General features: G+C 64.9%; 22 protein-coding genes. 7 read left to right on the top strand and 15 right to left on the bottom strand.

Annotated elements, in window-relative coordinates; translation table 11 throughout:
* Nucleotides 1-101: 101 nt before the first annotated feature.
* The 4 genes from recG to BMI86_RS08965 all read right to left on the bottom strand — a co-directional run bounded on the left by recG (nucleotide 102) and on the right by BMI86_RS08965 (nucleotide 5,490).
* Nucleotides 102-2,192 (bottom strand): ATP-dependent DNA helicase RecG, encoded by a 2,091-nt coding sequence (recG, locus tag BMI86_RS08980; RefSeq protein ID WP_078541376.1) that lies wholly within the window; start codon nucleotides 2,190-2,192, stop codon nucleotides 102-104.
* Nucleotides 2,189-4,312 carry an NAD-dependent DNA ligase LigA gene (ligA, locus tag BMI86_RS08975; RefSeq protein ID WP_078540839.1) on the bottom strand — a complete coding sequence of 708 codons (2,124 nt, stop codon included), beginning with the start codon at nucleotides 4,310-4,312 and terminating at the stop codon, nucleotides 2,189-2,191. The genes recG and ligA overlap by 4 nt, the downstream gene beginning before the upstream one ends.
* Before the next feature lie 90 nt (nucleotides 4,313-4,402).
* Nucleotides 4,403-5,116 (bottom strand): response regulator transcription factor CtrA, encoded by a 714-nt coding sequence (locus BMI86_RS08970; RefSeq protein WP_078520739.1) that lies wholly within the window; start codon nucleotides 5,114-5,116, stop codon nucleotides 4,403-4,405.
* Nucleotides 5,117-5,211: 95 nt separating this feature from the next.
* Nucleotides 5,212-5,490, bottom strand: a complete 279-nt coding sequence (locus BMI86_RS08965) for a DUF1153 domain-containing protein (RefSeq protein ID WP_078520740.1) — start codon at nucleotides 5,488-5,490, stop codon at nucleotides 5,212-5,214.
* A gap of 131 nt (nucleotides 5,491-5,621) precedes the next feature.
* On the opposite strand from BMI86_RS08965, the gene mnmA reads away from it, so the two are divergent.
* A complete protein-coding gene (gene mnmA, locus BMI86_RS08960; RefSeq protein ID WP_078540838.1) occupies nucleotides 5,622-6,758 on the top strand; it encodes a tRNA 2-thiouridine(34) synthase MnmA in 1,137 nt (378 codons plus the stop codon).
* Nucleotides 6,759-6,886: 128 nt separating this feature from the next.
* Here the strand turns inward: mnmA and BMI86_RS08955 are convergent, their stop codons facing one another.
* Nucleotides 6,887-7,258 (bottom strand): phasin family protein, encoded by a 372-nt coding sequence (locus BMI86_RS08955; protein ID WP_165756948.1) that lies wholly within the window; start codon nucleotides 7,256-7,258, stop codon nucleotides 6,887-6,889.
* Between the two features lie 171 nt (nucleotides 7,259-7,429).
* Here BMI86_RS08955 and BMI86_RS08950 point away from each other — a divergent pair, with 171 nt between their 5' ends.
* A complete protein-coding gene (locus BMI86_RS08950) occupies nucleotides 7,430-8,431 on the top strand; it encodes a ligase-associated DNA damage response exonuclease (protein WP_078540836.1) in 1,002 nt (333 codons plus the stop codon).
* A complete protein-coding gene (locus tag BMI86_RS08945; protein WP_078540835.1) occupies nucleotides 8,428-10,002 on the top strand; it encodes a cisplatin damage response ATP-dependent DNA ligase in 1,575 nt (524 codons plus the stop codon). The genes BMI86_RS08950 and BMI86_RS08945 overlap by 4 nt, the downstream gene beginning before the upstream one ends.
* On the opposite strand, the gene BMI86_RS08940 is transcribed toward BMI86_RS08945, so the two are convergent.
* Entirely contained in the window at nucleotides 9,999-11,846 is a 1,848-nt protein-coding gene (locus BMI86_RS08940) for an alpha/beta fold hydrolase (RefSeq protein ID WP_078540834.1), read from the bottom strand. The genes BMI86_RS08945 and BMI86_RS08940 overlap by 4 nt on opposite strands.
* Before the next feature lie 499 nt (nucleotides 11,847-12,345).
* On the opposite strand from BMI86_RS08940, the gene BMI86_RS08935 reads away from it, so the two are divergent.
* The 4 genes from BMI86_RS08935 (at nucleotide 12,346) to BMI86_RS08920 (ending at nucleotide 17,364) form a co-directional block, all read left to right on the top strand.
* On the top strand, nucleotides 12,346-13,824 hold the full coding sequence (locus BMI86_RS08935; protein WP_078540833.1) for an MFS transporter: 1,479 nt from the start codon (nucleotides 12,346-12,348) through the stop codon (nucleotides 13,822-13,824).
* 61 nt (nucleotides 13,825-13,885) lie between these two features.
* Nucleotides 13,886-14,368, top strand: coding sequence for an Lrp/AsnC family transcriptional regulator (locus BMI86_RS08930; RefSeq protein ID WP_078541375.1), 483 nt, complete (start codon nucleotides 13,886-13,888; stop codon nucleotides 14,366-14,368).
* A 102-nt stretch (nucleotides 14,369-14,470) separates the two neighbouring features.
* Nucleotides 14,471-15,946: an NAD-dependent succinate-semialdehyde dehydrogenase gene (locus BMI86_RS08925; RefSeq protein WP_078540832.1), complete on the top strand. Its 1,476-nt coding sequence runs from the start codon at nucleotides 14,471-14,473 to the stop codon at nucleotides 15,944-15,946.
* A gap of 47 nt (nucleotides 15,947-15,993) precedes the next feature.
* Nucleotides 15,994-17,364 (top strand): aspartate aminotransferase family protein, encoded by a 1,371-nt coding sequence (locus BMI86_RS08920; RefSeq protein WP_078540831.1) that lies wholly within the window; start codon nucleotides 15,994-15,996, stop codon nucleotides 17,362-17,364.
* Between the two features lie 21 nt (nucleotides 17,365-17,385).
* Here the strand turns inward: BMI86_RS08920 and BMI86_RS08915 are convergent, their stop codons facing one another.
* The 9 genes from BMI86_RS08915 to rseP all read right to left on the bottom strand — a co-directional run bounded on the left by BMI86_RS08915 (nucleotide 17,386) and on the right by rseP (nucleotide 26,071).
* Nucleotides 17,386-17,649, bottom strand: a complete 264-nt coding sequence (locus BMI86_RS08915; RefSeq protein WP_078540830.1) for a hypothetical protein — start codon at nucleotides 17,647-17,649, stop codon at nucleotides 17,386-17,388.
* Nucleotides 17,649-18,800 (bottom strand): lipid-A-disaccharide synthase, encoded by a 1,152-nt coding sequence (lpxB, locus tag BMI86_RS08910; protein ID WP_078540828.1) that lies wholly within the window; start codon nucleotides 18,798-18,800, stop codon nucleotides 17,649-17,651. Before lpxB ends, BMI86_RS08915 begins: the two co-directional genes overlap by 1 nt.
* Nucleotides 18,797-19,612 carry a UDP-2,3-diacylglucosamine diphosphatase LpxI gene (gene lpxI / locus BMI86_RS08905; RefSeq protein WP_078540826.1) on the bottom strand — a complete coding sequence of 272 codons (816 nt, stop codon included), beginning with the start codon at nucleotides 19,610-19,612 and terminating at the stop codon, nucleotides 18,797-18,799. The genes lpxB and lpxI overlap by 4 nt, the downstream gene beginning before the upstream one ends.
* Nucleotides 19,609-20,406 carry an acyl-ACP--UDP-N-acetylglucosamine O-acyltransferase gene (gene lpxA / locus BMI86_RS08900; RefSeq protein WP_078540824.1) on the bottom strand — a complete coding sequence of 266 codons (798 nt, stop codon included), beginning with the start codon at nucleotides 20,404-20,406 and terminating at the stop codon, nucleotides 19,609-19,611. Before lpxA ends, lpxI begins: the two co-directional genes overlap by 4 nt.
* Before the next feature lie 4 nt (nucleotides 20,407-20,410).
* Complete coding sequence (gene fabZ, locus BMI86_RS08895) at nucleotides 20,411-20,872, bottom strand: 3-hydroxyacyl-ACP dehydratase FabZ (RefSeq protein WP_078520753.1); 462 nt, start codon at nucleotides 20,870-20,872, stop codon at nucleotides 20,411-20,413.
* A 122-nt stretch (nucleotides 20,873-20,994) separates the two neighbouring features.
* Entirely contained in the window at nucleotides 20,995-21,882 is an 888-nt protein-coding gene (locus BMI86_RS08890) for an OmpH family outer membrane protein (protein ID WP_078540822.1), read from the bottom strand.
* Nucleotides 21,883-21,891: 9 nt separating this feature from the next.
* Entirely contained in the window at nucleotides 21,892-24,144 is a 2,253-nt protein-coding gene (gene bamA, locus BMI86_RS08885) for an outer membrane protein assembly factor BamA (RefSeq protein ID WP_143594746.1), read from the bottom strand.
* A 289-nt stretch (nucleotides 24,145-24,433) separates the two neighbouring features.
* Complete coding sequence (locus BMI86_RS21235; RefSeq protein ID WP_165756949.1) at nucleotides 24,434-24,607, bottom strand: hypothetical protein; 174 nt, start codon at nucleotides 24,605-24,607, stop codon at nucleotides 24,434-24,436.
* Between the two features lie 123 nt (nucleotides 24,608-24,730).
* Nucleotides 24,731-26,071, bottom strand: coding sequence for an RIP metalloprotease RseP (gene rseP / locus BMI86_RS08880; protein WP_246831676.1), 1,341 nt, complete (start codon nucleotides 26,069-26,071; stop codon nucleotides 24,731-24,733).
* Nucleotide 26,072: the final 1 nt, after the last annotated feature.

Below are 26,072 nucleotides of genomic sequence, written 5' to 3'. Positions count from 1 at the left end.
ATTCCCTATGTTGCCTCTTTGTTCTCACAATTGACGTCGCGTGTAAAGAACTTTTTAGGAACATTTGAGAACACTGGGGGAGAACGTGGGTCGAACGGGGCTCAGCCGATGCCGATCAGACGGATCGCGCGGTCCTGTTCCATCAGCCACAGCAGCACCCGCGCCGCCTGTCCGCGCGGGCCACTTAACTCGGGATCGTCGGACAGGAGCTTGCGCGCATCCGACTGCGCCACCGCCATCAGTCCGGCCTGCCGTTCGAGGTCAGCCACGCGAAAGCGCGGCAGGCCCGATTGCGCCGTGCCGATCACATCGCCCGCCCCGCGCATGGCGAGGTCTTCTTCGGCGATGCGGAACCCGTCCTCGCTTTCGCGCAGGATCGACAGGCGGCGTTCGGCCGTCTCGCTCAAGGGCGTCTGGTAGATCATCAGGCAGGTCGAGGCCGCAGCCCCGCGCCCGACCCGCCCGCGCAGCTGATGGAGCTGCGCAAGACCGAAGCTCTCGGCCCGCTCGATCACCATGATCGACGCGTTGGGCACGTTCACGCCCACCTCGATCACCGTCGTCGCGACCAGAACGCGGGTCTGCCCCTTCACGAAGGCCGCCATCGCGGCGTCTTTTTCGGCCGACGGCATCTGGCCGTGAACCAGCCCCACGATATCGTCGCCAAGCGCCGCGCGCAACGCCAGAAAACGGTCGGTCGCAGAGCTCAGATCGACGCGCTCGCTCTCTTCGACCAGCGGGCAGACCCAATAGGCCTGCCGCCCCTCGGCCACCGCCTTGCGCAGATGTTCGACCACCTCGCCCATCCGCTCCATCGCGACGAGCGCGGTCTTCACCGGCGTCCGGCCCGGCGGCTTCTCGTCGAGAAGGCTCACATCCATGTCGCCATATTGCGCCAGCGCGAGCGAGCGCGGGATCGGCGTCGCGGTCATCACCAGCACGTCGACCGCCTGCCCCTTGGCGCCCAGCTCCATCCGCTGCGCGACGCCGAAGCGATGCTGTTCGTCGATCACGGAAAGCCGCAAATCCTGAAATTCCACGTCTTTCTGAAAAACCGCATGGGTGCCGACGAGGATGCCGATCGCGCCCGAGGCCAGATCGGCGAGCTTGCGCGCCCGTTCCGCCCCTTTGTCGCGCCCGGTCAGAATCTCCAGCCGGACGCCCGCCGCCTCGGCCAGCGGCGCCAGACCTTCGAGATGCTGGCGCGCGAGGATCTCCGTGGGCGCCATCATCACGCCCTGCCCGCCAGCCTCAACCGCCGTCAACAGCGCCATGAAGGCGACCAGCGTCTTGCCCGCGCCGACATCGCCCTGCAGCAGCCGGTTCATCCGCCGCTCGGAGCCCAGATCGCCCGCGATCTCTGCAATCGCGCGGGTCTGTGCCCCGGTCGGCTTGTAAGGCAGGCTGGCCAGCACCTGCGCCGAAAGCTTGCCTGTGCCACGCGTCACCCGGCCCTTCTTGCGCCGCGACTGGCGCCGCGCGAGCGCGAGCGTCATCTGGTGGGCGAAAAGCTCGTCATAGGCGAGACGCGCGCGCGCCGGCGCGGTGGCCGAAAGATCGTCAATCTTTTCAGGGTGATGCGCCGTTTTCACCGCATCCTGCCAGTCGGGCCAGCCCTCGCGCCGCTTGAGCGCATCGTCGATCCATTCCGGCAGATCGGGCGCGCGCGCCAGGGCCCCCTCCGCCGCCTTCGCCATCAGCTTTTGCGTGACGCCCGCGGTGAGCGGATAGACCGGCTCGAACCGGGGCATCTCGTCCGCGTTTTCGGACGGCAGGATGTAATCGGGATGCACGATCTGCGCCTGCCCGTCATAAATCTCGAGCTTGCCCGAAATGATCCGCCGCGCCCCGTTGGGCATCTGTTTCGCGAGCCAATCGCCGCGCGCCCGGAAGAAGACCAGCGTGATATCGCCCTGCGCGTCATGGCACAAAACCCGATCCGGCGCGCCTTGTTTGCGCGCGGGACTATGGGCGCCGATGGTCACCTCGACGGTGACGGTTGTCCCCGCGGGCACGCCTTGCACGGTCGCGACGGGGCGGCGGTCGACCACCGAATAGGGCAAGGTGAACAGCACATCGCGCGGGCGGGTGATCCCCAACCCTTCGAAATGTTTGGCCGTTTTCGGGCCGACGCCCGCAAGGCTGTCGAGCTCGGCAAAAAGCTCGAAAAGCTCTGCGGGCCGCGTGCTCATGCGCCCCCCGCGAGCGCGATCCATTCATCCTCGTCGATGACGCGGATGTTCAATTCGGCCGCTTTCTTTGCTTTCGAGCCCGCGCCGGGGCCTGCCACGAGCAGGTCGGTCTTCGCGCTGACCGAGCCCGAGACCTTGGCGCCAAGCGCCTCGGCCCGCGCCTTCGCCTCGGCCCGGGTCATCTTCTCCAGCGTGCCGGTGAAAACGACGGTGAGGCCGGAGACGGGGCTGTCGGATTTCGGCTTTTCGGCCTCCTCGACACTCAGATGCGCGGTGAGACGGTCGATCGAGGCGCGCTCGGCCTCCTGCTGGAAGGTCGTCACGACCGAGGTCGCGAGCGTCTCGCCCACCCCGTCGATCGAGATCAGATCGTCCCATTCCGGGCCCTGCCCGCAGTCTGCCTGCGTCATCGCGGCCTCGAACGCCTCCCAGGTTCCGTAATGCGTGGCGAGCATCCCCGCGCTGGTCTCGCCGACATGGCGAATGCCGAGCGCGAAGATCAGGCGTTGCAGCGGAATCCTGCGTTTCTCGGCGATGGCGGCAAAGAGATTGCGTGCAGATTTCTCTCCCCAGCCCTCGCGGTTCTTGAGCTGCTGGAGGCCCTGACCGTAGCGCTCTTCCAGCGTGAAGATGTCGGCGGGCTCCTTGATCCAGCCGTCCTCGTAGAATTGCTCGACCTGTTTCGCACCCAGACCTTCGATGTCGAAAGCCGCGCGGGAGACGAAATGTTTCAGTTTTTCCACAGCTTGCGCGGGGCAGATCAGACCGCCCGTGCAGCGGCGCACCGCGTCGCCTTCTTCGCGGATCGCCTCGGATCCGCAGCGCGGGCAATGGGTCGGAAAGTCGTAGGGCACCGCATCGTCGGGACGGCGCGCAAGGTCCACATCGGCGATCTTCGGGATCACGTCCCCCGCGCGATAGACCTGCACCCAGTCGCCGACGCGGATATCCTTGCCGCCGCGGATCTCGGCGCCCTTGGAATCGCGCCCGGCGATGTAATCCTCGTTATGCAGCGTCGCGTTCGAGACGACGACGCCGCCCACCGTCACCGGCGTCAGCCGCGCGACCGGCGAGAGCGCCCCGGTGCGACCGACCTGAATGTCGATCCCTTCGAGCTGCGTCCAGGCAAGCTCGGCAGGGAATTTATGCGCGATCGCCCAACGCGGCGTGGTCGAGCGGAAGCCCAGACGCCGCTGCAGCGCGAGGTCGTTCACCTTGTAGACGACGCCGTCGATATCGTAGCCGAGCGTGGCGCGCTTGGCCTCGATCTCGCGGTATTGGCTAAGCATATCGGCCGGACCATCACAGAGTTCCGTCAGCGGATTGGTCTGGAAGCCGAGCGATTGCAGCCGCGCGATGGCGTCTATCTGGGTGTCGGCCAGCGGCGCGGACAGCTCGCCCCAGGCATAGGCGAAGAATTTCAGCGGGCGCGACGCGGTGACTTTCGGGTCGAGCTGGCGCAGCGAGCCGGCGGCGGCGTTGCGCGGATTGGCGAAACGCTTTTCGCCCGCGGCCTCGTTGCGGGTGTTGAGCGCCTCGAAATCGGCATGGCTCATATAGACCTCGCCGCGGACTTCCAGCACGTCGGGCGCGTCCGCGATCGACGTGGGAATATCGTCGATGGTGCGGGCATTTTCGGTGACGTTTTCGCCAACCGCGCCGTCGCCGCGCGTCGCGGCATGGATCAGCTTGCCGTGTTCGTAGCGGATCGACAGCGAGAGACCGTCGATCTTCGGCTCGGCTGTGTAGTTCAGCGGCGCGTCGGATTTCAGGCCGAGGAAGCTGCGGATGCTTTCGTCGAATTCGGTCACGTCCTCATCGGAGAACGCGTTGGCGAGGCTCATCATGCGGATCGCATGCGTGATCTTGCCGAAGCCTTCGGCCAACTGCCCGCCCACCTGTTCGCTGGGCGATTGCTCCGATTTCAGCGCGGGGAATTTCGCCTCGATCGCCGCGAGCCGCTGCTTGAGCGCGTCATACTCCGCATCCGAAATCTCGGGCGCGTCATGGGTGTGATAGGCAGTATTGGCCGCCGCGATCTTCGCGATCAGCTCGGGCAGCTCGGCGCGGGCCTCGGCCTCGCTCAGCGCGTCGATCTCGGTGCGGCTTGGCTCGGACATAAAAAGACCCCCTCGTGCTGACCTTGGTTTAGGCAAGCGCCGAGGGGGCGTAAAGAGCCGTGACGACGGAGATCATCGGCTTGAGGGAACTCAGGCACCCATAGCGATGCGACGTTCCAACTCGGACGGGTCGGGATCGCGCAGCACATAGCCGCGGCCCCAGACGGTTTCGATGTAATTTTCGCCCTCGGTGGCATCGGCGAGCTTCTTGCGCAGTTTGCAGATGAAGACGTCGATGATCTTCAATTCGGGTTCATCCATGCCGCCATAGAGGTGGTTGAGAAACATCTCCTTCGTCAGGGTCGTACCCTTCCGGAGGCTGAGCAGTTCGAGCATTTGGTATTCCTTGCCGGTCAGATGCACCGGCTTGCCGTCGACCTCGACCGTCTTCGCATCGAGATTGACCGAAATCTTGCCGGTGCGGATGATCGATTGGGCATGACCTTTGGACCGGCGGATGATCGCGTGAATGCGCGCCACCAGCTCCTCGCGATGAAACGGCTTCGTCATGTAGTCATCGGCGCCGAAGCCGAATCCCTTGATCTTGTTCTCGGTGTCGTCCGCGCCGGTGAGAATCAGGATCGGCGTGTCGATCCTGGCCAGACGCAATTGCCGTAGCACCTCGTGCCCGTTCATGTCGGGAAGATTGAGGTCGAGCAGGATCAGATCGTAATCGTAGAGCTTCGCGAGATCGATTCCCTCCTCCCCCAGATCGGTGCAGTAGACGTTGAGATTCGCGTGCGTCAGCATCAATTCGATACTGCGCGACGTCGTCGGGTCGTCTTCCACCAATAAAATCCGCATCCTGGGTTCTCCGCATTAATCCCTCGATCGGGGTCGAGACTTACACCAAATGGTTAACACCGGGTTACCTTGTCACGATTCCGTTACACCGCAATCTAAAGTTGCTTCAACTTCTGGATTGCGGTGACTTTAAGGCCTTGAATCCCGTGCCTTTCGACACCCTCGATCCAGAGATCCAATTCCTCGTCAGAGAGCGCGTAACGCTCCAGAACTTCGTCGCGGGCGATCAACCCGTGCGCGACCGCCTGCACGATCACCGCTTTCCGGCTCGCCACCCATCGTCGGGTTTTCGGAGAGGGCAGATCCGCGCGCGTCAGGATCGTGCCGTCGGCGAGGGTCACCGCGCGCGGACCATCGACTTTCTTGAGATACATGGGCTCACCCCTTCAAGCTCTTCACGCCGGCCACACTGGCGCGCGGGCCCTTAACACTGCGTGAAACGCGGGGTTGAGAGTGGGTCGCATTTTCCTATATTGCTGCACGTCTCGTTAAAGGACGCTTCATCATGCCCAAGGATCTGCCGCTCAATTCGCTCGGTTTCGCCAAACCGCCCGCGGACACCCGCGTCGTCGTCGCCATGTCGGGCGGCGTCGATAGCTCGGTCGTGGCCGCCAAGCTGGCCGAGGAAGGCTATGACGTGGTGGGCGTGACGCTGCAGCTTTACGACCATGGCGCGGCGCTGGCCAAGAAAGGCGCGTGCTGCGCCGGGCAGGACATCCACGATGCGCGCCGCGTGGCCGAGGAAATGGGCTTTCCGCATTACGTGCTCGATTACGAGAACACCTTCCGCGAGGCGGTGATCGACGAATTCGCCGACGCCTATCTTGGCGGCGCGACGCCGGTGCCCTGCATCCGCTGCAACGAGCGCGTGAAGTTCAAAGACCTGCTGGAGACGGCGAAGGACCTCGACGCCGATTGCATGGCGACGGGCCATTACATCCAGCGCAAGGACGGTGCGACCGGGCCCGAATTGCATTGCGCAGCCGATGCGAACCGCGATCAGAGCTACTTTCTGTTCTCGACCACGCCCGAGCAGCTCGATTACCTGCGTTTCCCGCTGGGCCACCTGCCCTCGAAGGATGCGACGCGGGAGCTGGCAGCGAAATACGGGCTGGCGGTGGCCGACAAGCCCGACAGTCAGGATATCTGCTTCGTGCCGAACGGGAATTACGCGAGCGTCATCGAGAAGCTGCGCCCCGGCGCGGCCGATCCCGGCGATATCGTGGATATGGAGGGCAATGTCCTCGGCCAGCATCGCGGGGTGATCCATTACACGATCGGTCAGCGGCGCGGGCTTGGCATCGGCGGCCTCGAAGACCCGCTCTATGTGGTAAAACTCGATCCGGACACGCGCCACGTGGTCGTCGGCCCGAAAGAGGCGCTCTCCACCCGCACCATCCCGGTGCGCGAGATCAACTGGCTGGGCGACGAGCCCTTCACCTCGCGCAGGGAATGGCATCTGAAGGTCAAGGTCCGCTCGACCCGCCCGCCGCGCGAAGCGATCATCCGCCCCATCTCGGAGACCGAGGCGGAAGTCGAACTGGTCGTGCCGGAGGAAGGCGTCAGCCCCGGACAGGCCTGCGTATTCTACGCGCCCGAAGACAGCCGCATCTTCGGCGGTGGCTGGATCTACAAGAAGTAAGCGCCGAACAGGCCCGCAAACAGCACTGCGCGCGGCGAGCTACTAAAGCTTGCCGCGCCAATCGCATCTTCGGATCACTCAGACCGGCACGTCTCCGAGGCTCACCCCGTGCTTGCCGACCCGAGTCGTCACTTTTTTCCGACCGCCTTGGCGAGCGCTTCGCCCTCTTCGGTGGCCGAGCGCACCGCGCGCTCCGCAATCCCCGTCATCGAGGTCGCGAGCTTCGTCATCTCGGCGGTGTAATCGCTGGCCGTGCGCTGCCAGAATTCGCCCCAGAGGCTCATCGCGCGCATCGGATCGGGCGTTTCCGCCAACTGGGTGACCATCTCCTGATCGCGCTCGAAGCGGGTCTTCAGAAACTCGAGCAACTCGATATTCTGCGCAATCATCGATTCCATCATCTTGAGCTGCGGTGCCATCACCGAGCTTACCGACCCCATATCCGGCACTGGCATACAGCCAGCCATGTTCATACCGGGTGCGGATTTCTTCTGTGCCATGTCAGCCTCCCTTGTGACTGGATGGCGAGAGCGTAGCATGGGTGCGGCGCAGAGCGTTTGATTTGGAACAATCGCAGCGCGAAAAGCTTGGCTCAGGGCAAATGCCGAAAATTTGGGCCGAGATCGCGCGCCCGCGTATGCATTTCAAGCGTTAGCGTAAGTGAAGGACCGATGGCCGAGCCGCTTCTGATCCCGCGCCCCGAGGGGCTCTACTGCCCTAGCGGCGATTTCTACATCGACCCGAGTCGCCCCGTGGCGCGCGCGCTGATCACGCATGGCCACGCCGATCACGCGCGCGCAGGCCACGGGCATGTGCTGGCCACGCGCCAGACGCTGGAGATCATGGCGATCCGCTATGGCGAGGATTTCGCCGGGCAGCGACAGGCCTATGAGGGACCGCTTTCGGTGGGTGGTGTGGATGTCAGCTTTCACCCGGCTGGCCATGTTCTCGGCTCAGCGCAGATCGCGATCACGCATCGCGGCCAGCGGATCGTGGCCTCGGGCGATTACGCCCGCGTCGCGAACCCTTCCTGCGCTCCTTTCGAGCCGGTGCCCTGCGACACGTTCATTACCGAGGCGACCTTCGCGCTGCCAGTGTTCAAACATCCCGACCCGGCCGACGAGATGGCCAAGCTGATGGCCTCGATGCGGGTCGCGCCGGAGCGGCCGCATCTGGTGGGCGCCTATGCGCTGGGCAAGGCACAGCGGGTGATCATGCTCGCGCGCGAGGCGGGCTATGACGCGCCGATCTACATCCACGGCGCGCTGCAAAAGCTTTGCGACTATCACATCGAGCAGGGCATCCCCTTGGGCGATCTGCGCCCCGCCACGATGGACAAGGCCGAGGCGCGGGACTTGCGCGAGGCGCTGGTGATCGCGCCGCCCTCGGCCTTTTCCTCGCCTTGGGTGCAGCGCTTTGCCGATCCGGTGATCTCCTTCGCCTCCGGTTGGATGCAGATCCGCGCTCGTGCCCGCCAGCGCGGCGTCGAGTTGCCACTGGTGATCTCGGACCATATCGACTGGGTCGACCTGACGCGCACCGTGCGCGAGGTCGATCCGTCCGAGCTATGGATCACACATGGCCGCGAGGAGGCGCTGATGCGCTGGGCCGAACTGGAGGGGCGCGTGGCCCGTCCGCTCCATCTCGTGGGCTACGAGGAGGAGCCGGAATGAAGGCTTTCGCGGTCCTTCTCGAACGGCTCGCCTTCACGCCGGGGCGCAATGCCAAGCTCGACGTTCTGGCCGACTACCTGCGCCACGCGCCCGACCCCGAGCGCGGCTATGCGCTGGCGGCGCTGACCGGAGAGCTGGAACTGGGCCGCGCGCAGCCTGCCGTGTTGCGCGCCATGGTGGGCGAGCGGGTCGATCCCGAGCTGTTCGCTCTCAGCTACGATTATGTCGGCGATCTGGCCGAGACGATCGCGCTGATCTGGCCGCAGCAGAACACGGCCCAGGACGTCGATCTGGTGGAAATCGTCGAGACCCTGCAGGACACGCCGAAAACCCGCGTGGGGCCGCTGATCGCGGGTTGGCTGGACCGGCTGGAACCCTCGGAACGCTATGCACTCTTGAAGCTCGCGACCGGGGGGCTGCGCGTGGGCGTCTCGGCGCGGCTCGCGCGGGTGGCGTTGGCCTCGGTCGGCTCGCCCGAGCTGGAGGAGATCGAGGAAATCTGGCACGGGCTTTCGCCGCCCTATCAGCCGCTTTTCGATTGGATCGAAGGCGGCGAGAAGCCAGAGCGCGCGGGCTTCGCGCCGTTCCGGCCGGTGATGCTCTCGACGCCGACCGATCTCGACGCGCTCACCGATCTGCCCCCGGGTGACTTCGCCGCCGAATGGAAATGGGACGGCATCCGGGTGCAGGCCGTGGCGGAGGGCGGCGAGCGGCGGCTCTATTCGCGCACCGGCGAGGATATCTCCGGCGCCTTCCCCGATGTCGTCGCGCATATGGGCTTCGAGGGCGCGCTGGATGGCGAGTTGATCGTGCGGCGCGGCGATCAGGTCGCACCCTTTGGCGATCTGCAAAAGCGGCTGGGGCGGAAGTCTCCGGGCAAGGCGATGCTGGCCTCGCATCCGGCAGCGCTGCGGCTCTACGATATCCTGATCGAGGGCGAGGAAGACCTGCGCGCCCTGCCCTTCAACACCCGCCGCACGCGGCTGGAGACCTTCGTCTCAGAGTTGAACCCGGAGCGCTTCGACGTCTCGGAGCTGCTGCCCTTCGAGACGTGGGACGACCTTGCCGCCCTTCGCGAAGAGCCGCCCGAAGTGGTGATCGAAGGCGTGATGCTCAAACGCCGCGACACCGCTTACCTCGCGGGCCGCCCCAAGGGGCCGTGGTTCAAGTGGAAACGCGACCCGCGCATCATCGACGCGGTGATCCTTTACGCCCAACGCGGGCATGGCAAACGCTCGGGTTTCTATTCCGATTTCACCTTCGGCGTCTGGGACGGCGAGCGGCTCGTGCCCGTGGGCAAAGCCTATTCCGGCTTCACCGACGAGGAGCTGCGCAAGCTCGACCGCTTCGTGCGCAATCACACGGTGGAGCGCTTCGGCCCGGTCCGGTCCCTGTCGCCCGATTTGGTGGTGGAGGTCGCCTTCGAGGGGCTCAACCGCTCCACCCGGCACAAATCCGGCGTCGCGATGCGCTTCCCGCGCATCTCGCGCATCCGCTGGGACAAGCCCGCAGGCGAGGCCGACCGGATCGAGACGCTGCACGCAATTCTCCCCGAGGTCGAGCAGCCCTAGCGGGTCAGCACATAAGATCCCGGCGCATCGCAGAGCGGGCGGTATTTGCGCCCCTTGCCCATGGGCGGCGGCGCGATCTCCTGCCCGTCGCCGGTCTTGCGCAGCCATTTCGCCCACGGCACCCACCACGATCCTTCGCGGGGCGCGCATTCCGCAGCCCAGTCCGACGCGGAAGGGTGCAGCATGCCGGGGCGATGCTCCATCAAACGGTAGCTCGCGCGCGGCGCGCCCGGCGGACGCACGATCCCGGTATTGTGCCCGCCCGAGACCAGCGCGAAGGTGACGGCGCCCGGCAGCGACCATGTCAGCTTGAAGACCGAATGCCAGGGCGCGATGTGATCGGTCTGGGTCGCGACGGCGAAGACCGGCGTCTCGATATCCTGCAGGAAGACCGGCGTGCCGCGCGTGTCCATCCGCCCCTCGGCCAGATCGTTGTCGAGGAACAGCCGGCGCAGATATTGCGAATGCATCTTGTAGGGCATCCGCGTCGCGTCGTGGCTCCACGAGGCCATCGCGCCATCCGTCTCGCGCTCGCCCATCAGATAGGTATGAACCGCCTGCGACCAGATCAGGTCCTTGGATTTGAGCATGGTGAAAGTGCCCGCCATCGCGGTCTTGTCGAGATAGCCCTCCTCCCACATCATGTCTTCGATCAGGCTGAGCTGGTCTTCATTGGTGAACAGGCTCAATTCTCCGGCCTCGGTGAAATCGACCTGCGCCGCCAGCATCGTCAGCGAGGCCAGCCGTTCATCGCCATCGCGCGCCATCGCCGCCGCCGCGACCGACAGAAGCGTGCCGCCGAGGCAATAGCCCAGCCCGTGAACCTTCTCCGCCCCGGTAATCTCGCAGACCGCATCGAGCGCCGTCATCACGCCCTCTTCGCGGTAATCGTCGAAGCCCAGATCGCGGTCGCCCTCGTCGGGGTTCTTCCACGAGATCGCGAAGACGGTGAAACCTTGCCCCACGAGCCAGCGGATCAGCGAATTCGTCTCCTCCAGATCGAGGATGTAATATTTCATGATCCATGCCGGCACGATCAGCAGCGGCACCGAATGGACCTTCGGCGTGCTGGGCTCGTATTGCAGCAACTCGATCAGATCGTTGCGCAGCACCACCTTGCCCGGCGTCAGCGCGACATCGGTTCCCGGGATCAACGTGGGCTCCGGCTTGGTGTCGCCGGTCATCACCTTGACCGCATCCTCGCCCCAATAGCGCGCCCCGCGCATCAGGTTCACGCCGCCCTCTTTCAACGTCTGGGCAAGGACCAGCGGATTGGTCGCGATGAAATTCGTGGGCGACGCCATGTCGAGCCATTGCCGCGCGTAGAACTGCATCATCTGCTCGTGGCGTGCCTCGACCCCGCGCACATCGGTCGTGGCGTTGTGCCACCATTGCTGGGCATGGAGGAAGCTTTGCGCATAGAGGGAATACGGGAACTTCTCCCAATCGGGCGCAGAGAACCGGCGGTCCTGCGGCAGCGGCTCGAGCGGCTGCGCGCCCTCGTCGTCGCTCCGGTGCGGTGCCATCTCGCGCATCAGGTGCATCCATTTGCGACCCGCTTTCCAGCCCAGCTCGGCCTGCTTACCGGGGCTGAGCGCAAGATGGGTCGCCCAATCGGAAAACGCGAGCCCGAGCGAAATCGGAGACAACCCGCCCTCGGCCCGGCCCATCAGCGCATGAGACAACCGATCGAGACGTTCGAACGAGGCCAGCGCCGCGCTGTGCTCCTCGGCCTGAGGCGTGTCGGCCTGTGCAGATTTGCCCGCAGCCTTCCCGGCGGCGTTGCCCGCGCCCTTGCGAGCGCCCTTGCGCGGCGGCGTCTTGTCCCCGGCCAGATCCTTCATCCCGCAGCCTCCTAGCGTTGCGATTCCGCGCAGAACTTACCGCAAAAACGATGACAACGGTTTGACCTGACGCAAGAGAACGCGCCTTCGCGACTCTTCACGCAAATAAGAGCCGATCTCACATGGGCGGGAGGCGCATGAAATATCGGAACTGAGGCATTGCTGCATCGGTTCACCCTGCACATCTCGAGACGCAAGGCATAGGCGAGATGGCAAACCGGGACACGCCACCCCCGGGGACCGCTGTCCACTGCCGATGCCCGACGACATACGGAAAGACCGGGTTTTCTCTCTCCACCCCTCCCCGCCCGGGTTTCCGACCGACCTGCTTCCGGGTTCTCCTGTCTCTCTTGCCCGGAAGCAGGCCCCTTCACTCCCAACTCCCCGCCCCTCTCGGGCGGGGCTTTTCTTTGCCCGCCTTACCTGCGCGATAGAGCACGCAAGCCTGCGCGCGGCCGCGGGGTGACTCCGTGCGCCCGCGTGCTAGCTATGCCCGGTCATGTTGAGCAGGCTTCGAGACAATATCATTCCGCTGACGGTGGCGCTGTCGCTCCTGATGGAGCTGATCGACGCGACCGTGCTGGCGACCGCGATCCCGGTGATCGCGCGGGACCTGTCGGTGCCCGTCCTTTCGCTCAAGATGGCGATGGCGACCTATCTGATCGCGCTCGCAGCTTTCGTACCGATCTCGGGCTGGATCGCGGACCGGATCGGGGCGCGGCGCACCTTTCTCGCGGCGATGGGCGTGTTTCTTGTGGCCTCGCTTCTCTGTGCCATCCAGACGAGCCTGACCGGGCTGGTGCTGGCCCGCGCGCTGCAGGGCATCGGGGCGGCGATGATGAGCCCCGTGGGCCGGCTGATCGTGCTGCGCCACACCTCCAAGGAGGAGATGACCCGCGCGATGGTCTATGTCACCCTGCCCGCGCTGATCGGCCCGGCGCTGGGCCCCTTCGTGGGCGCGACAGTGACGACCTTCCTCGGCTGGCGCTCGATCTTCCTGATGAACTTGCCGCTCGGCGCGCTGGCGATCTGGCTGACGCTGCGCCACATGCCCGCCGACGGCCCGCCCGAGCCGAAGCCGTTCGATTTCCCCGGCTTCCTGCTGTCTGCCGTGGGGCTTGCGGCCGTGATGACTGGCTTCTCCGCGCTGGGCGAGCATATCCTGCCATGGCAGGCCGCCGCGGGCCTCAGCGTCGCGGGTGTGGCGCTTCTGATCCTCTACTGGCTGCGGGCGCGCAACACGGAGGAACCGCTTCTCGATCTGCGGCTATTCCGGCACCGCACCTTCGATGTCTCGATCACCGGCGGGTTGATATTCCGACTGTCGAACGGGGCGATCTCGCTTCTGCTGCCGCTGTTCTTTCAGCTGGGGCTTGGCGCGTCCGTGATGGTCTCGGGCGCGCTGACGGGTCTGAACGCGGTGGGCGCGGTAAGCCTGCGGACCTTCGTGCCGCGCATCCTCGACCGGTTCGGCTTCAAATGGGTGATGATCTGGGCGGCGGTGATCCGCGGCGCGACGATCTTCGGCTTCCTCACCGTGACGAGCATCCATGACTGGCAGCTGATCCCGCTTCTGCTGATCGGCGGCGCCGCGCAATCGGTCGTCTTTACCGCGATCAACTCCATCGGGTTCGCCGATCTCGATACGCGCGAGATGAGCCCCGCCACCGCCTTCACCGCGATGAGCCGTCAGGTCTCACTTGCGCTCGGCATCGCGCTGGCGGGCGTGGTGCTGGAGCTGACCGCAGGGTCAGCGGCGACCACCACCGGGGCCGAGATGATCCCGATCCACGCCTTCCTCTGGGGCTTTGCGATTGCGGGCGCGACGGGGCCGCTCTCGGCGCTCTATTTCCTGCGCCTGCGCCGGGGCGATGCCGACGGGTTGCGCCGCAAACGCCGGACGGTGGAGCCCTACGGCTCATCGCGCGAACGTTTCCACGCCCCGCAGCCGAAAGACAGCCGCGAAGCCGCCGAGTGAGCCGGGAAACCGGAAAATCGGGGATGCGCAAGGCGTTGAGCCGGTGTAGCGTGGCGCCATGATCAAGCTCGACCCCCGCGATATCGAGATCTTGCGCGTGCTCGCGCGCGAGGGCCGCATCACCAAGGCGGCGCTGGCCGAGAAGATCAACCTCTCGCCCACGCCCGCCTGGGAGCGGCTGAAGAAGCTCGAGAAGGCCGGGCTGATCGCGGGCTATCGCGCGACGTTCAACCTCAAGAAGCTCGGGCCGCATGTGACGCTCTTCGTCGCAGCCGAACTGGCCGATCATACCGCCGCGACTTTCCAGACCTTCGAGCGTTCGCTCGACCAGCACCCCGAGGTCGTGGGCTGCTGGGCTCTGGGCGGCGGCTTCGACTACCTGATGCAGATCGTCACCCGCGACATCGACGCCTATCAGCGGCTGATCGACTCGATGCTGGACGCGCGGATCGGCATCGCGCGCTACTTCACCTATATCGTCACAAAAGAGGTGAAGAACGCCGCCATGCCGCCCTTCGATCTCTTCGCAGACCAAATGGACTGACGGACGGCGCTATTTCAGCCCAAATCCGGGGCCCGCGCAGGCCATACGGACTATTACCCTGCGAAATCTAGCGCAGAGTGATCTCAACCAAGGAGGTCTCTCATGCTCGATACCGCCATTTCCGCCCGCCCCGATATCGCCGACAAGCGCCTGCTGCGCAGCTTTTCCTATGTGAATGGCCGCTGGATCGCGGGCGAGACGGGCGAGGTGATCCCCGTCACCAACCCCGCCAATGCCGAACGTCTGGGCGATATCACCGCGCTCAACCGCAGCCAGTCGCGCGCGGCGGTCGATGCCGCCCAAGCCGCCTTTCTCGACTGGTCGATGACGCTGCCGCAGGAACGCTCCGCCATTCTGCGCCGCTGGTTCGACCTGATCATCGCGGCGAAGGACGATCTGGCGCGGATCATGGTGCTCGAACAGGGCAAACCGCTGAGCGAAGCTCTGGGCGAGATCGACTACGCGGCGAGCTTCATCGAATATTACGCCGAAGAGGCCAAGCGCCCGAATATCGAGGGCGTCACCTCGCATCTGCATGACGCAGAGGTGGAGCTGTGGCTCGAACCCGTGGGCGTCGTGGGCCTCGTCACGCCGTGGAACTTCCCCGCCGCGATGCTGACCCGCAAGGCCGCCGCCGCCATCGCGGCTGGCTGCACCGTGGTCGCGCACCCCTCGCATGAGACGCCCTATTCGGCGCTGGCGCTGGCGGAATTGGCCGAGCGCGCGGGTCTGCCCGCAGGCGTGTTCAACGTGCTGACCGGCCACGCCCCGGAAATCGTCGAGCCCTGGTGCGACGACACCCGCGTGCGCGCGCTCTCCTTCACCGGCTCCACCGAAGTGGGCCGCCTGCTCTATCGCCAATCGGCGGAAACCGTGAAGCGGCTGGTCCTCGAACTGGGCGGGCACGCGCCGGTCATCGTCTTCAAGGGCGCCGATCTGGATCAGGCCGTCGAAGAGGTCATCAAGGCGAAATTCGCGACCTCCGGGCAGGACTGCCTCGGCGCGAACCGGATCTATGTCGAGCGTCCTGTCTATGACGAATTCTGCCGCCGCTTCACCGAGGCCACGCAGGCGCTCAGCGTGGGCATCGGCATGGAGGACCCCGATATCGGCCCGCTGATGAACGAAAAGGCCGTGGCCAAACAGGAGGAGCACGTGGCCGACGCGCTCGCAAAAGGCGCGAAACTGGCCTGCGGCGGCAAGCGGCTCGATCGCGGCCCGCTGTTCTTCGCGCCGACCGTGCTGACCGACGTGCCCGATAATGCCAAGATCATGCACGAAGAGACTTTCGGCCCGGTCGCCCCGATCACCGTCTTCGACACGGAAGAAGAGGTCTTCGCCAAAGCCAACGCGACCGAATACGGCCTCGTCGCCTACGTCCACAGCCAGAACCCGAAACGCATCTACCGCGCCACCCGCGCGCTGCAATTCGGCATGGTCGCGGTCAACCGCACCAAGGTCACCGGCGCGCCGATCCCGTTCGGCGGCATGAAGCAATCCGGCCTCGGCCGCGAAGGCTCGCGTCGCGGAATGGAAGAGTTCATGGAAATCAAATACGTCTGTCGGGATTGGGGTTAACTCCCCCGCCCGCTCGGACGGCCCAAGACAAGAAGAAGGAGAGAAAATTGCTGACCAATGACCAACTCGACAAGTGGGATCGCGAAAGCTTCTTCCACCCCTCGACGCATCTCGCCCAGCACGCGCGCGGCGAGTCCCCCAACCGCATCGTCACCGGCGGCAAGGGCGTGTTCATCGAGGATCGCGACGGCAACAAACTGCTCGACGCCTTCGCAGGCCTTTACTGCGTAAACGTGGGCTACGGGCGCACCGAAATCTCCGAAGCCATCGCCGAGCAGGCGAAGGAACTGGCCTATTACCACGCCTATGTCGGCCACGGCACCGAGGCCTCGATCACGCTGGCGCATATGGTCCTCGACCGTGCGCCCGATCACATGTCGAAGGTCTATTTCGGCCTGTCGGGCTCGGACGCGAACGAGACCAACATCAAGCTGGTCTGGTATTACAACAACATCCTGAACCGCCCCGAGAAGAAGAAGATCATCTCGCGCTGGCGCGGCTATCACGGCTCGGGTCTGATGACCGGCTCGCTGACGGGTCTGGAACTGTTCCACAAGAAGTTCGACCTGCCGCTGAGCCAGGTGATCCACACCGAGGCGCCCTATTACTACCGCCGCCCCGATGAGGCGATGTCGGAAGAGGCCTTCACCGCCTATTGCGCATCCGAGCTGGAGCAGCTGATCGAACGCGAAGGCCCCGACACCATCGCCGCCTTCATCGGCGAGCCGGTTCTGGGCACCGGCGGCATCGTTCCGCCGCCGGCCGGTTACTGGGAAGCGATCCAGAAGGTTCTGAACAAATACGACATCCTGCTGATCGCCGATGAGGTCGTGACCGGCTTCGGGCGTCTGGGCTCGATGTTCGGCTCCGATCACTACGGCATGAAGCCCGACCTGATCACCATCGCGAAAGGCCTGACCTCGGCCTATGCGCCGCTCTCGGGCACGATTGTGAGCGACAAGATGTGGAAAGTGCTCGAGCAAGGCACCGACGAGAACGGCCCGATCGGCCACGGCTGGACCTATTCGGCGCACCCGATCGGGGCGGCGGCCGGTGTCGCGAACCTCGATCTGATCGACAAGCTGGGCCTCGTCGAGAATGCGGGCTCGGTCGGCAAATACCTCAACGACCAGATGCGCGCCGCCATCGGCGAGCACGCGAATGTCGGCGATATCCGCGGCGAAGGGATGCTCTGCGCGGTGGAATTCATGGCCGATCGCGACAACCGCAGCTTCTTCGACGCCTCCGACAAGATCGGCGCGAAGATCGCCGGCGCGATGGTCGAGCGTGGCGTGATCGGGCGCGCGATGCCGCAGGGCGACATCCTCGGCCTTGCCCCGCCGCTGTGCCTCACCGAGGCGGAGGCCGACAAGATCGTCGAAGTCACCGCCGATGCGGTGAAATCGGTTCTGGGCTAAGGCCCCTCGGCAGGGGTCGCCTTACGAGGCGAGCCCTGCCAGCCATTCTGCAATCGCCGCGCGGCTGTCTGGATCGGGTGAATGGTGACGCACCATGAAATCGTCGAACCAGTCGCGCCGCGCCTCGGGCGATTGCGCATCTGCGGCCCAGTCGATCTTTGCGACCATCCTGACCGCATCGCGATGACATCGCCCGCAGGATTGCGCGAAAAGCTGCGCGGGATCGGTCTCGGCCAAGGCGGCCCCGGCCCAGATTGTCAGAAAAACAGTCAAAAAGACGCGCATCACGCCCTCCCGAGAAACTCCAGAACCGAACGCGCCGCGCGCAGGCCGGGCGGCTCGCCGCCCTCGCCCAAACGGCGCATCACCTCTTCCATCGCGGCCATCTGCTCGTCGCGGGCCGCGTCTTCTTCCAGCAATTCCAGCATCTTCGCCGAAATGTCACGCGGCTTGCAATCGGGCCCGAGGAATTCCGGGATCACCCGCGTCTCGGAGACCAGATTGACCAGCGTCACCGTGTCGATCTTGAGCATCCGCGAGATCACGTGCCAGGTCAGGAAATTCGCGTCATAGGCGATCACCATCGGCACCCGGTTCGCCGCCAGTTCCAGACTGACCGTGCCCGAGGCCGCCAGCGCGATATCGGCAGCAGCAAAGGCCGCGCGCTTGTCATCGGCATTCTCGACCACGATCGGGGCGACCGGCCAGCGCGCCGTCATCTCGCGCACCATCGGCGCGACGCCCCGCACCGTCGGCAGCACCACCCGCAGCCCAGGCTCGCGGTCGCGCAGCTGCATCAGCGCCTCGTCGAAGCGCGCCCCAAGCCGCTTGACCTCGCCGCGCCGCGAGCCCGGCAGACACAGCGCGAGCGGTTGTTCCTCGCCGATCATATGGGTCTCGCGGAAGGCCGCCGCGTCGGCCCCCGTCGCGCGCGGCTCGGCCACGACGGGATGGCCCACGAAATCACAGCTCATCCCGGCGGCTTCCATGTAGGGCGGCTCGAAAGGCAGCAGCGCAAGGACATGATCGACCACCTGCGCCATCTTCGCCGCGCGCCCCGGACGCCATGCCCAGACCGAGGGCGCGACATAGTGGATCACTTTGAGATCAGGGCATTTTTCTTTCACCAGCCGCGCCACGCGGAGGCAGAAATCGGGGCTGTCGATGGTGATCAGCGCTTCGGCACCGCTCTCGATCACATGATCCGCCGTCTCGGCGATGCGCCGTTTCAGATGGCGGTATTTCGGCAGGACCTCCATAAGCCCCATGACCGACAGTTCTTCCATCGGGAAAAGGCTGGTCAGCCCCTGTGCGCCCATTTCCTCGCCGCCGATGCCGGACCAGTCCACGCCCGGCGCAAGCCCGTTGATCCCCGCCATCAGGGCGCCGCCGAGCTTGTCGCCCGATGCCTCGCCCGCGATGACGTAGAGCCTCATGACGCTCGCGCCCAAAGAAAGAGGCCCGCTGCCTCGGCGGCCTCGATGACCGCGTCGCGGTCCAAGAGCATCACGCCGCCCGCCTCGAAAGCGATCCCTGAAAGGCCAGCGGCGGCGGCGTTCTTGACCGTCTCGACGCCGATGGCAGGCAGATCGGCACGACGGTCCTGATCGGGTTTCGGCGCCTTGTAGAAGACCCCTTTCACCGCTTTAAGATCGCCGCGCAAGCCTTTGTGGTGACGCACGAAATCCAGCATCGCATCGGTACCCGGCAGGGTCTCGACCGCAAGGCAAAGCCCGCGCCCGACCACTGCGCCCTGACCGATATCCGACGCCCCAAGCGCGGCCACGATTTCGGCCCCGCGCTCGGCATCCTCTTCGTCCACGACCGACGGTTTGCCGCACAGCACGCCTGCCTCGGGCAGCAGCGCGGGCGCGATCTCATGCGCGCCGACGACCTCCAGATCGAATTCCTCGAAGACCTCGATCACCGCACGCAGCGTCACATCGTCGCCCGCCTGCATCGCCATCGCGAGCCGCGGCACCAGCTGCGCCGAGCGGGGATCGAACTGCTCGGGATCGATCGCCGGACGCTGCATCGCGCCCGCGAACACCACCCGCTCGATCCCGCGATCGGCCAGTTCGTCGAGAAACGGCACCAGCCGCTCGATCCGGAAGCGCAGATGCTCGCCGTCCAGATCGCAAGGCGCGCCGATCATCTCGCAGACCAGAATATCCGGCGCAGCCTCGGTCAGGATCGCGGGCAAACGGCCAGCCCCGGCGATCAGCGCGGTATGCGTGCCCCCGCTCATTTGCCGGGCGTCAGGAAGCTGCGGTCGGACGGGCCGAGGATGAAATCGAGCACTTCGCGCGCCAATTCGCCCTCGACGCCCTCTTCCGAGAGGGTCCGGGCGCTTTCGCGGAAGCTGCCCTGGCCAAGCGCCTCGACGGTCTTGCGCAGCGCGGAGATTTCCTCGCGCGGCGTGCCACGGCGTTTCAGCCCCACGAGGTTCAACCCTTCGAGCCCCGCGCGCGGTCCCGCCACCAAGGCATGCGGGATCACATCCGCCGTCACCATCGAAAGCGCGCCGATGATCGCGCCGTGCCCGATGCGGACGAATTGGTGCACACCCGACAGGCCGCCGACGATGACGTCATCCTCGAGCTGACAATGCCCCGCGAGCGCCACGGAATTTACCAGAATCACACGGTCGCCGATCTTGCAGTCATGCCCGACATGGCAGGACGACATGAACAGTCCGTCATCGCCCACCTGAGTGAGTCCGCCGCCGCCATCCGTCCCGGTGTTCATCGTGACATATTCGCGGATGCGGTTGCGCTTGCCGATCTTGAGCCGCGTCTTCTCGCCCTTGAATTTGAGATCCTGCGGGATCTGGCCGAGCGAAGCGAAGGGAAAGATCTGCGTCTCCTCGCCAATCTCGGTCGCACCCTGCAGCACGACATGGCTTTGCAGCGACACCCCCCGGCCCAGCACTACCTCGGGACCGACCACGCAGAACGGGCCGATCCGGCAGTCCGGACCGATCACCGCGCCGGGTTCGATCACCGCGGACGCGTGGATCTGCGCGCTTGGGTCAATGCTCATGCATTCAGCCCTGAAGGTCCATCATGGCGGTGAACTCGGCTTCGGCCGCCAATTCACCATTCACCGTGCCCCGGCCTTCGAATTTCCAGATCTTGCCGCCGCCGCGCTTCACGGTGACATGCAGTTCGAGCACGTCGCCCGGCACCACCTTGCGGCGGAACTTGCACTTGTCGATGCCCATGAAATAGGTCAGCAGCGGCTTGTCGATCACGTCGAGCGAAATCCCCACCACCACGGCAGAGGTCTGCGCCATCGCCTCGACGATGGTGACACCGGGCATGATCGGCTCTTCCGGGAAGTGGCCCTGGAAATGCGGCTCGTTCGCGGTGACGTTCTTGATGCCGACCGCGCCCTTGTTCGGGACGATGTCGCGCACCTTGTCGATCAGCAGGAACGGATACCGATGCGGAATGATGCGCTTGATGAGCGACAGATCGGCTTCGGTATAGGGGGCGGGTTCGGTCATTAGCTGTCCTCGTTCTTGGGCGCACTGCGCCTGCGGCGGTATCAGTTTGCCGCATCACGCGATCGTCGCTTTTGGATTGTTGCTAGCAATCGCGGCCCCGCTTGGCAAGCAGCGCGCGTCTGCTATTGCGCCGTCGTGGCGTCGCTTTGCGTGCCCTGAGTGCCATTCACGACCGGCAGGCCAAGCGGCAGACCGGGCGCGTCGCGGGTCGCCCCGTCGAGCGTGGAATTGCCGCCCGATTTGCCTGCGGAGTTGGGGCTGCTGTCGACAAATACACCTGCCTCGCCGCTTTGATCCGCGCCTGCGCCGCTTGACGATTGGCCCGAAGCGGGCTGGTTCGAAGCAGGCTGGTCCGGCGTCGCGGGCGCACCTTGAGCCGCATCCGCCGAGCCCCCGTTCGACGTCGGCGGAACCAAGGGCGTCACGCGCCCGGCCCCGTCACCGATTTCCTTGTCGACCCGCGCGCCCAGTTCGGCCGTCACATCGGCCTGCGCGAGCCCGCGGATGATCGCGCGGGAATCGAGCACCACGACTGCGCCGCGCGCCTTCAGCACCTCGTCGAGCAGCGGCACCACGGTCTGCACGAAGGTCTGGTGTTCCTGATTCAACTGGCGCTGGATCGCATCGGCCTTGGCCTTCTGGGCCTTGCGAATATCGGTCGCCCGCGTGTCGAAGGCATCGGCGGCTTGCTGGAACTGATCCGAGGGCATCGTCAGCCTCTCCTCGGTGAGCTTGCGCTCTTCTGCCTCGAGCTGACTGGCGATCCGGTCGTTTTCCTTGCGCAGCGCGCTCGACGCGGACTCGATCTCGGATTGCACCCGCTTGCCCCACAGCGAGTTGTCGTAAAGCCGCTCCCAATCGAGGGTGAGGACCGCGCTCTGCTGGACGCGCGGCCCGGCTGCAGGCGCCTGCGTGTGGGGTGTCTGCACCGCCGATTGCGCGACAGCCGCGCCGGGCCCGAAGGCCAGCGCGGCTGCAATGAAGGAAGCGGTGACGCTGCTCAGACGCATCGCGCGCCCTTAGAACTGCGTGGAAAGCGACAGATCGAAGTTCTGGGTCTTGTCGTAGCTTTCTTTCTTGATCGCCCGCGAGAAGTTCAGACGCAGCGGACCGATCGCGGATTTCCAGAAGATCGAGACACCGACCGCCGAGCGGACATGCATCGAGTCGTCGACTTCGTTGCCGCCGGTCCCAGTCGTGTCGTCCAGACCCCAGACCGAGCCCACGTCCCAGAACACGCCGCCGGTGATGCCGTATTCCTCGGGCAGACCGATCGGGAATTCGGCTTCGACCTTGCCGACCCAGTAGTAGTTACCGCCAAGCGCGTCGGTATTCCCGGCATCCTGATCACGCGGACCGATGCCATAGCTCTCGAAGCCGCGGATCTGGCTGCCCGAGAAGCGTTGCAGGATCGTCGAGCCGCCCGTGGCGTCGATCGCGCCACCTTCGAGCGAGGCGCGCAGCGTCGCTTCCTCGTTGAAGATCTTACGCTCGCCGACGATCTTCGCGGTGGTCTGGCCGCCTTTCACGTCACCGCCAAGGCCCCAGAACTGCTGATCGACGTTGAAACGCCAGGTGAAGCGCGGGTCGATCTGTTCGCGCGACGTATCGTAGCTATAGCGCAGACCCGGGCCGCTGTAACGCTGCGTGCCCTTGTCGGCTTCTTCGTTCAGCAGGATTGCCGAGGAGTCGCTCGGCACGTTGTTCAACGTGTCTTCGCCGATCTTGTAGCTCACCTGCAGACGGCCGCGCTCGGAGACCGGGAATTCCAGTGCCGGCTCGACGCTGATGCGGCGCGTGTCGTAAGCGGTGTTCGACGCCGAGCTCGAGGTCGCATAGGCGGCCGAGAACTTCAGCGCCACGTCACGTCCGAGGAACGCCGGCTCGATGAACCGGAAGCTGGAGCTGTTATTGTCCTTGGTCGTGCCGATCGACACGCCGAGATACTGCCCGCGACCGAGGAAGTTCTTCTCTTCCAACGAGGCGTTGAAACCGATCCCGTCCGAATTCGAATAGGAGGCGCCGAAGCCGAGCGAGCCGGTGGGCTGCTCTTCGACGTTCACGTCGACGACGACCTGATCGGAGCTCGAGCCCGGTTTCGTGTTCACGTCGACCGACTTGAAGTAGCCGGTGCCGCGGATGCGGTCGGCGGCGTTCGAGATCTCACGCGGGTTGTAGGGGTCGCCTTCAACCGTCCGGAACTCGCGCCGGACCACCCGGTCGAGCGTCGCGGTGTTGCCCTCGATGTCGATGCGCTGCACGAAGACGCGCGGACCACGGACCAGCACGAAATCGACATTGACCGACTGCGTACGCGGGTCTTGAGTGATGCGCGGCTCGACGCGGGCGAATTGGATGCCCTTCTTGATCGCAAGCTGCTCCATCCGGGTCACGGCAAGCTCGATCGCTTTCGGCGAGAAGGTCTGACCCTGGCGGATCTTGGTAAGCGGCGCGAAATCGTCAGGCGCGACGCCGTCGATCTCGGAAGTCGTGTTGATCGAGTTGAAGTGGTATTTCTGCCCTTCGATGATGTTGAAGGTCATGAAGAACGCATCGCGCTGGCGCGACATTTGCGAGGACACACCCGTGACCTGAACGTTCTTGTAGCCGCGCGCCTGATAGAAATCGATCAGCTTCTGACGGTCGACCGGGATCCGGTTCGCGTTGAAGGTGTCGTTCTTCACGAAGGTGCGGAAGATCCCCGCCTGCTTCGTTTCGAGCACCTGACGCAGACGACGGTCCGAATAGGAGCGGTTGCCGGTGAAGGTCACGCGCTCGATCGAGGTGACCTTGCCTTCCTTGATCTCGAAGGCGACGTCGACGCGGTTATTGTCGCGGCGAATGACCTTCGGCACCACGCGGGCGGCCATGCGGCCATCCTCGGAATAGGCGCGCGCCAGACGCTGGGCGTCGGCTTCGATCTGGGCGGGATTGTAGACGCGGTTCGGCTTCGCCTGAATGATCGTCGCGAGCTGCTCGTCCTTGATGATCTTGTTGCCTTCGAAATTGATCACGCTGATCGTCGGATATTCGGTCACGGCGATCTTGAGCGTGTTGCCCTGCGGCGTGATCGCCACATTCTCGAACAGGCCGGAATTCGTCAAACGCTGGTAAGCGGCATTGAGATCGGCGGCGGTGACGGCCTGATTACGGGCGATTCTGGCGAAGGACAGAATCGTCGCCGCGTCGACGCGCTCGTTACCGGTGATCACCACCTGGGAGAAACTGTATTGCTGCGCCTGAGCGATCACGGGAACCGCAAGGCAACTCATTGCAACTGCTGGAAATACTACGCTGGCCCGCAGTGCCTTTCGCGTCGCACAGAGTCTCAGCATAGTTTGCACGCTCATAGACATCGCCCTCTCCCGCCGGAAGTTCACTTTTTCCCTTTGATAAGGGTCGTACCGAAGGGCGTAAGCGATGTCAAAGCTGGGATGGGGGCTCAGACCCGAGATTTTGTGGAGCGCGATCATCTTGCCACGAAAGAAAGGGCCGCGAAGGCGGCCCCGGGATCGACGAAGAACGAGTTTTGCGGGCGTTTCGTGCCCTTTTCGGACCGGCTCAGATGCGCTGGAAGCTGGACGCGTCGCCGCCGAGAATGTCGATCAATTGAACACCGATCAGCGCCGCGCCGAACAGCGCGACCAGAACCGCTGCGATGAACAGCAGCCGGTCCCCGACGATTTCCACCAACGGGCGAAGTTCGCGATAGTGATGCGCGATGATCTCGGACATGAGCGGTCTCCTTCGCGCGATTTGCGCTAAGAGTTCCCTACCCTGTCTTCATGACCGCATTGCGAGGCAATTGTGGCGAAATCTGGGCCGTCACCGCCGTCACGGGCCCCGGCCATTCCCCGCTCAGCAGGTCAGGTCGTTCCAGAGCCCGAAGACCATCAGCGTCAGTACCAGCGCCAGCCCGATCGACATGAAGACATTCATCAGCTGATCGGAGGGCGGCTTGCCCGTGATCGCCTCGTAAAGGTGGAACATCAGATGCCCGCCATCGAGCACCGGGATCGGGAAGAGGTTCAGGAAGCCCACTGCCGTCGACAGAACTGCGATGAACCAGATGAAATCGAGCACACCCGATTTCGCAGCCGCCGCCGAGGTCTCGGCAATGCGCAGCGCGCCGGTCAGGTTACAGCTGGAAATCCGCTGCGCGATCATCGCCTGAATGCCCGAGACCGATTGCGTGATGATGCCCCAGGTCTGCCGCGCGCCGCCCACCAGCGCATCGACGGGACCGACCGATTGAGTCACCGGCTCGAACATGAACGAGCCCGTAGCCCCGATCAGGAAGCGCGTCTCGAACTGCCCGTCGCCCACCGGCAGATCGGTGCGGCGCGGCGCCAGCGTCACGGAGAAGGTCTTGCCCGCATCACCCTCGGGCCGCCAGATATCGAGCGAGACCGCCTTGCCCTCGCCCGCCTTCACCGCGTCCTGCAGATCGACGAAGCGATAGACCGGCTTGCCATCGATCGCGGTGATCACGTCGCCCGCGCGCAGCCCGGCATCATAGGCGGCAGAGCCCGGCTGAACGCCCGCAAACCGCGCCGGGAAAAGCTGCGGCCCCGTCGCGTCGGTTTTGCTGCCGTCGCGGGTCACGGTGTAATCGAGCGTCGGCCCTGCGGGCAGTTGATCGACCACATCGGACAGCGCCTGATAATCCGGCGTAGGCTTGCCCGCCACCGCGTCGATCACGTCGCCCTGCTGCAGATCGCCCGACCCGCCGGGCAGCGCCACGACGGTCTGGATCGCGGGCGTCTCGGTGGCCTGCCCCGTCCAGAGGCTCAGCCCCGCGATCACGCAGATCGACAGGATGAAGTTGAAGACCGGCCCGGCCGCCACGGTCGCAGCCCGTGCCCAAAGCGGCGCGCCGTGCATCGTGTGGCGGCGTTCCTCGGGGCTCAGATGGGCCATTTCCTCCGAGTCGACCCCGGCAGAGGCCGCATTCGCATCGCCCAGAAACTTGACGTAGCCGCCAAGCGGCACGGCGGCGATCTGCCAGCGCGTGCCATGCTTGTCGACGCGGCTGATCAGCTTCGGCCCGAAGCCGAGCGAGAAGACCTCCGCCTTGATCCCGGAAATCCGCCCGATGATGTAATGGCCATATTCATGCACCGCGACGATGATCGAGAGCGCGACGACGAAGGCCACCACGGTATAGAGCAGATTGCCGAATTGGGGCAGCAGGTCCAAA

Origin of the sequence: Thioclava sp. DLFJ5-1 (assembly GCF_002020115.1) — a bacterium.
Lineage (GTDB): Bacteria > Pseudomonadota > Alphaproteobacteria > Rhodobacterales > Rhodobacteraceae > Thioclava > Thioclava sediminum.
The sequence above is the reverse complement of the archived record's forward strand: the minus strand, read 5'-3'. Positions and strand labels throughout refer to the sequence as shown.

Excerpts from the sequence above, each read along its gene's own strand:
- lpxB (WP_078540828.1), bottom strand. The coding sequence starts at position 18,800 with ATGAGGCTCTACGTCATCGCGGGCGAGGCATCGGGCGACAAGCTCGGC.
- BMI86_RS08925 (WP_078540832.1), top strand. The coding sequence starts at position 14,471 with ATGCTCGATACCGCCATTTCCGCCCGCCCCGATATCGCCGACAAGCGC.
- mnmA (WP_078540838.1), top strand. The coding sequence starts at position 5,622 with ATGCCCAAGGATCTGCCGCTCAATTCGCTCGGTTTCGCCAAACCGCCC.
- ligA (WP_078540839.1), bottom strand. The coding sequence starts at position 4,312 with ATGTCCGAGCCAAGCCGCACCGAGATCGACGCGCTGAGCGAGGCCGAG.
- BMI86_RS08965 (WP_078520740.1), bottom strand. The coding sequence starts at position 5,490 with ATGTATCTCAAGAAAGTCGATGGTCCGCGCGCGGTGACCCTCGCCGAC.
- lpxI (WP_078540826.1), bottom strand. The coding sequence starts at position 19,612 with ATGAGCGGGGGCACGCATACCGCGCTGATCGCCGGGGCTGGCCGTTTG.
- lpxA (WP_078540824.1), bottom strand. The coding sequence starts at position 20,406 with ATGAGCATTGACCCAAGCGCGCAGATCCACGCGTCCGCGGTGATCGAA.
- recG (WP_078541376.1), bottom strand. The coding sequence starts at position 2,192 with ATGAGCACGCGGCCCGCAGAGCTTTTCGAGCTTTTTGCCGAGCTCGAC.
- BMI86_RS08945 (WP_078540835.1), top strand. The coding sequence starts at position 8,428 with ATGAAGGCTTTCGCGGTCCTTCTCGAACGGCTCGCCTTCACGCCGGGG.
- BMI86_RS08915 (WP_078540830.1), bottom strand. The coding sequence starts at position 17,649 with ATGCGCGTCTTTTTGACTGTTTTTCTGACAATCTGGGCCGGGGCCGCC.
- BMI86_RS08940 (WP_078540834.1), bottom strand. The coding sequence starts at position 11,846 with ATGAAGGATCTGGCCGGGGACAAGACGCCGCCGCGCAAGGGCGCTCGC.
- BMI86_RS08935 (WP_078540833.1), top strand. The coding sequence starts at position 12,346 with ATGTTGAGCAGGCTTCGAGACAATATCATTCCGCTGACGGTGGCGCTG.
- BMI86_RS08970 (WP_078520739.1), bottom strand. The coding sequence starts at position 5,116 with ATGCGGATTTTATTGGTGGAAGACGACCCGACGACGTCGCGCAGTATC.
- BMI86_RS08890 (WP_078540822.1), bottom strand. The coding sequence starts at position 21,882 with ATGCGTCTGAGCAGCGTCACCGCTTCCTTCATTGCAGCCGCGCTGGCC.
- BMI86_RS08955 (WP_165756948.1), bottom strand. The coding sequence starts at position 7,258 with ATGGCACAGAAGAAATCCGCACCCGGTATGAACATGGCTGGCTGTATG.
- BMI86_RS21235 (WP_165756949.1), bottom strand. The coding sequence starts at position 24,607 with ATGTCCGAGATCATCGCGCATCACTATCGCGAACTTCGCCCGTTGGTG.
- fabZ (WP_078520753.1), bottom strand. The coding sequence starts at position 20,872 with ATGACCGAACCCGCCCCCTATACCGAAGCCGATCTGTCGCTCATCAAG.
- bamA (WP_143594746.1), bottom strand. The coding sequence starts at position 24,144 with ATGAGTTGCCTTGCGGTTCCCGTGATCGCTCAGGCGCAGCAATACAGT.
- BMI86_RS08950 (WP_078540836.1), top strand. The coding sequence starts at position 7,430 with ATGGCCGAGCCGCTTCTGATCCCGCGCCCCGAGGGGCTCTACTGCCCT.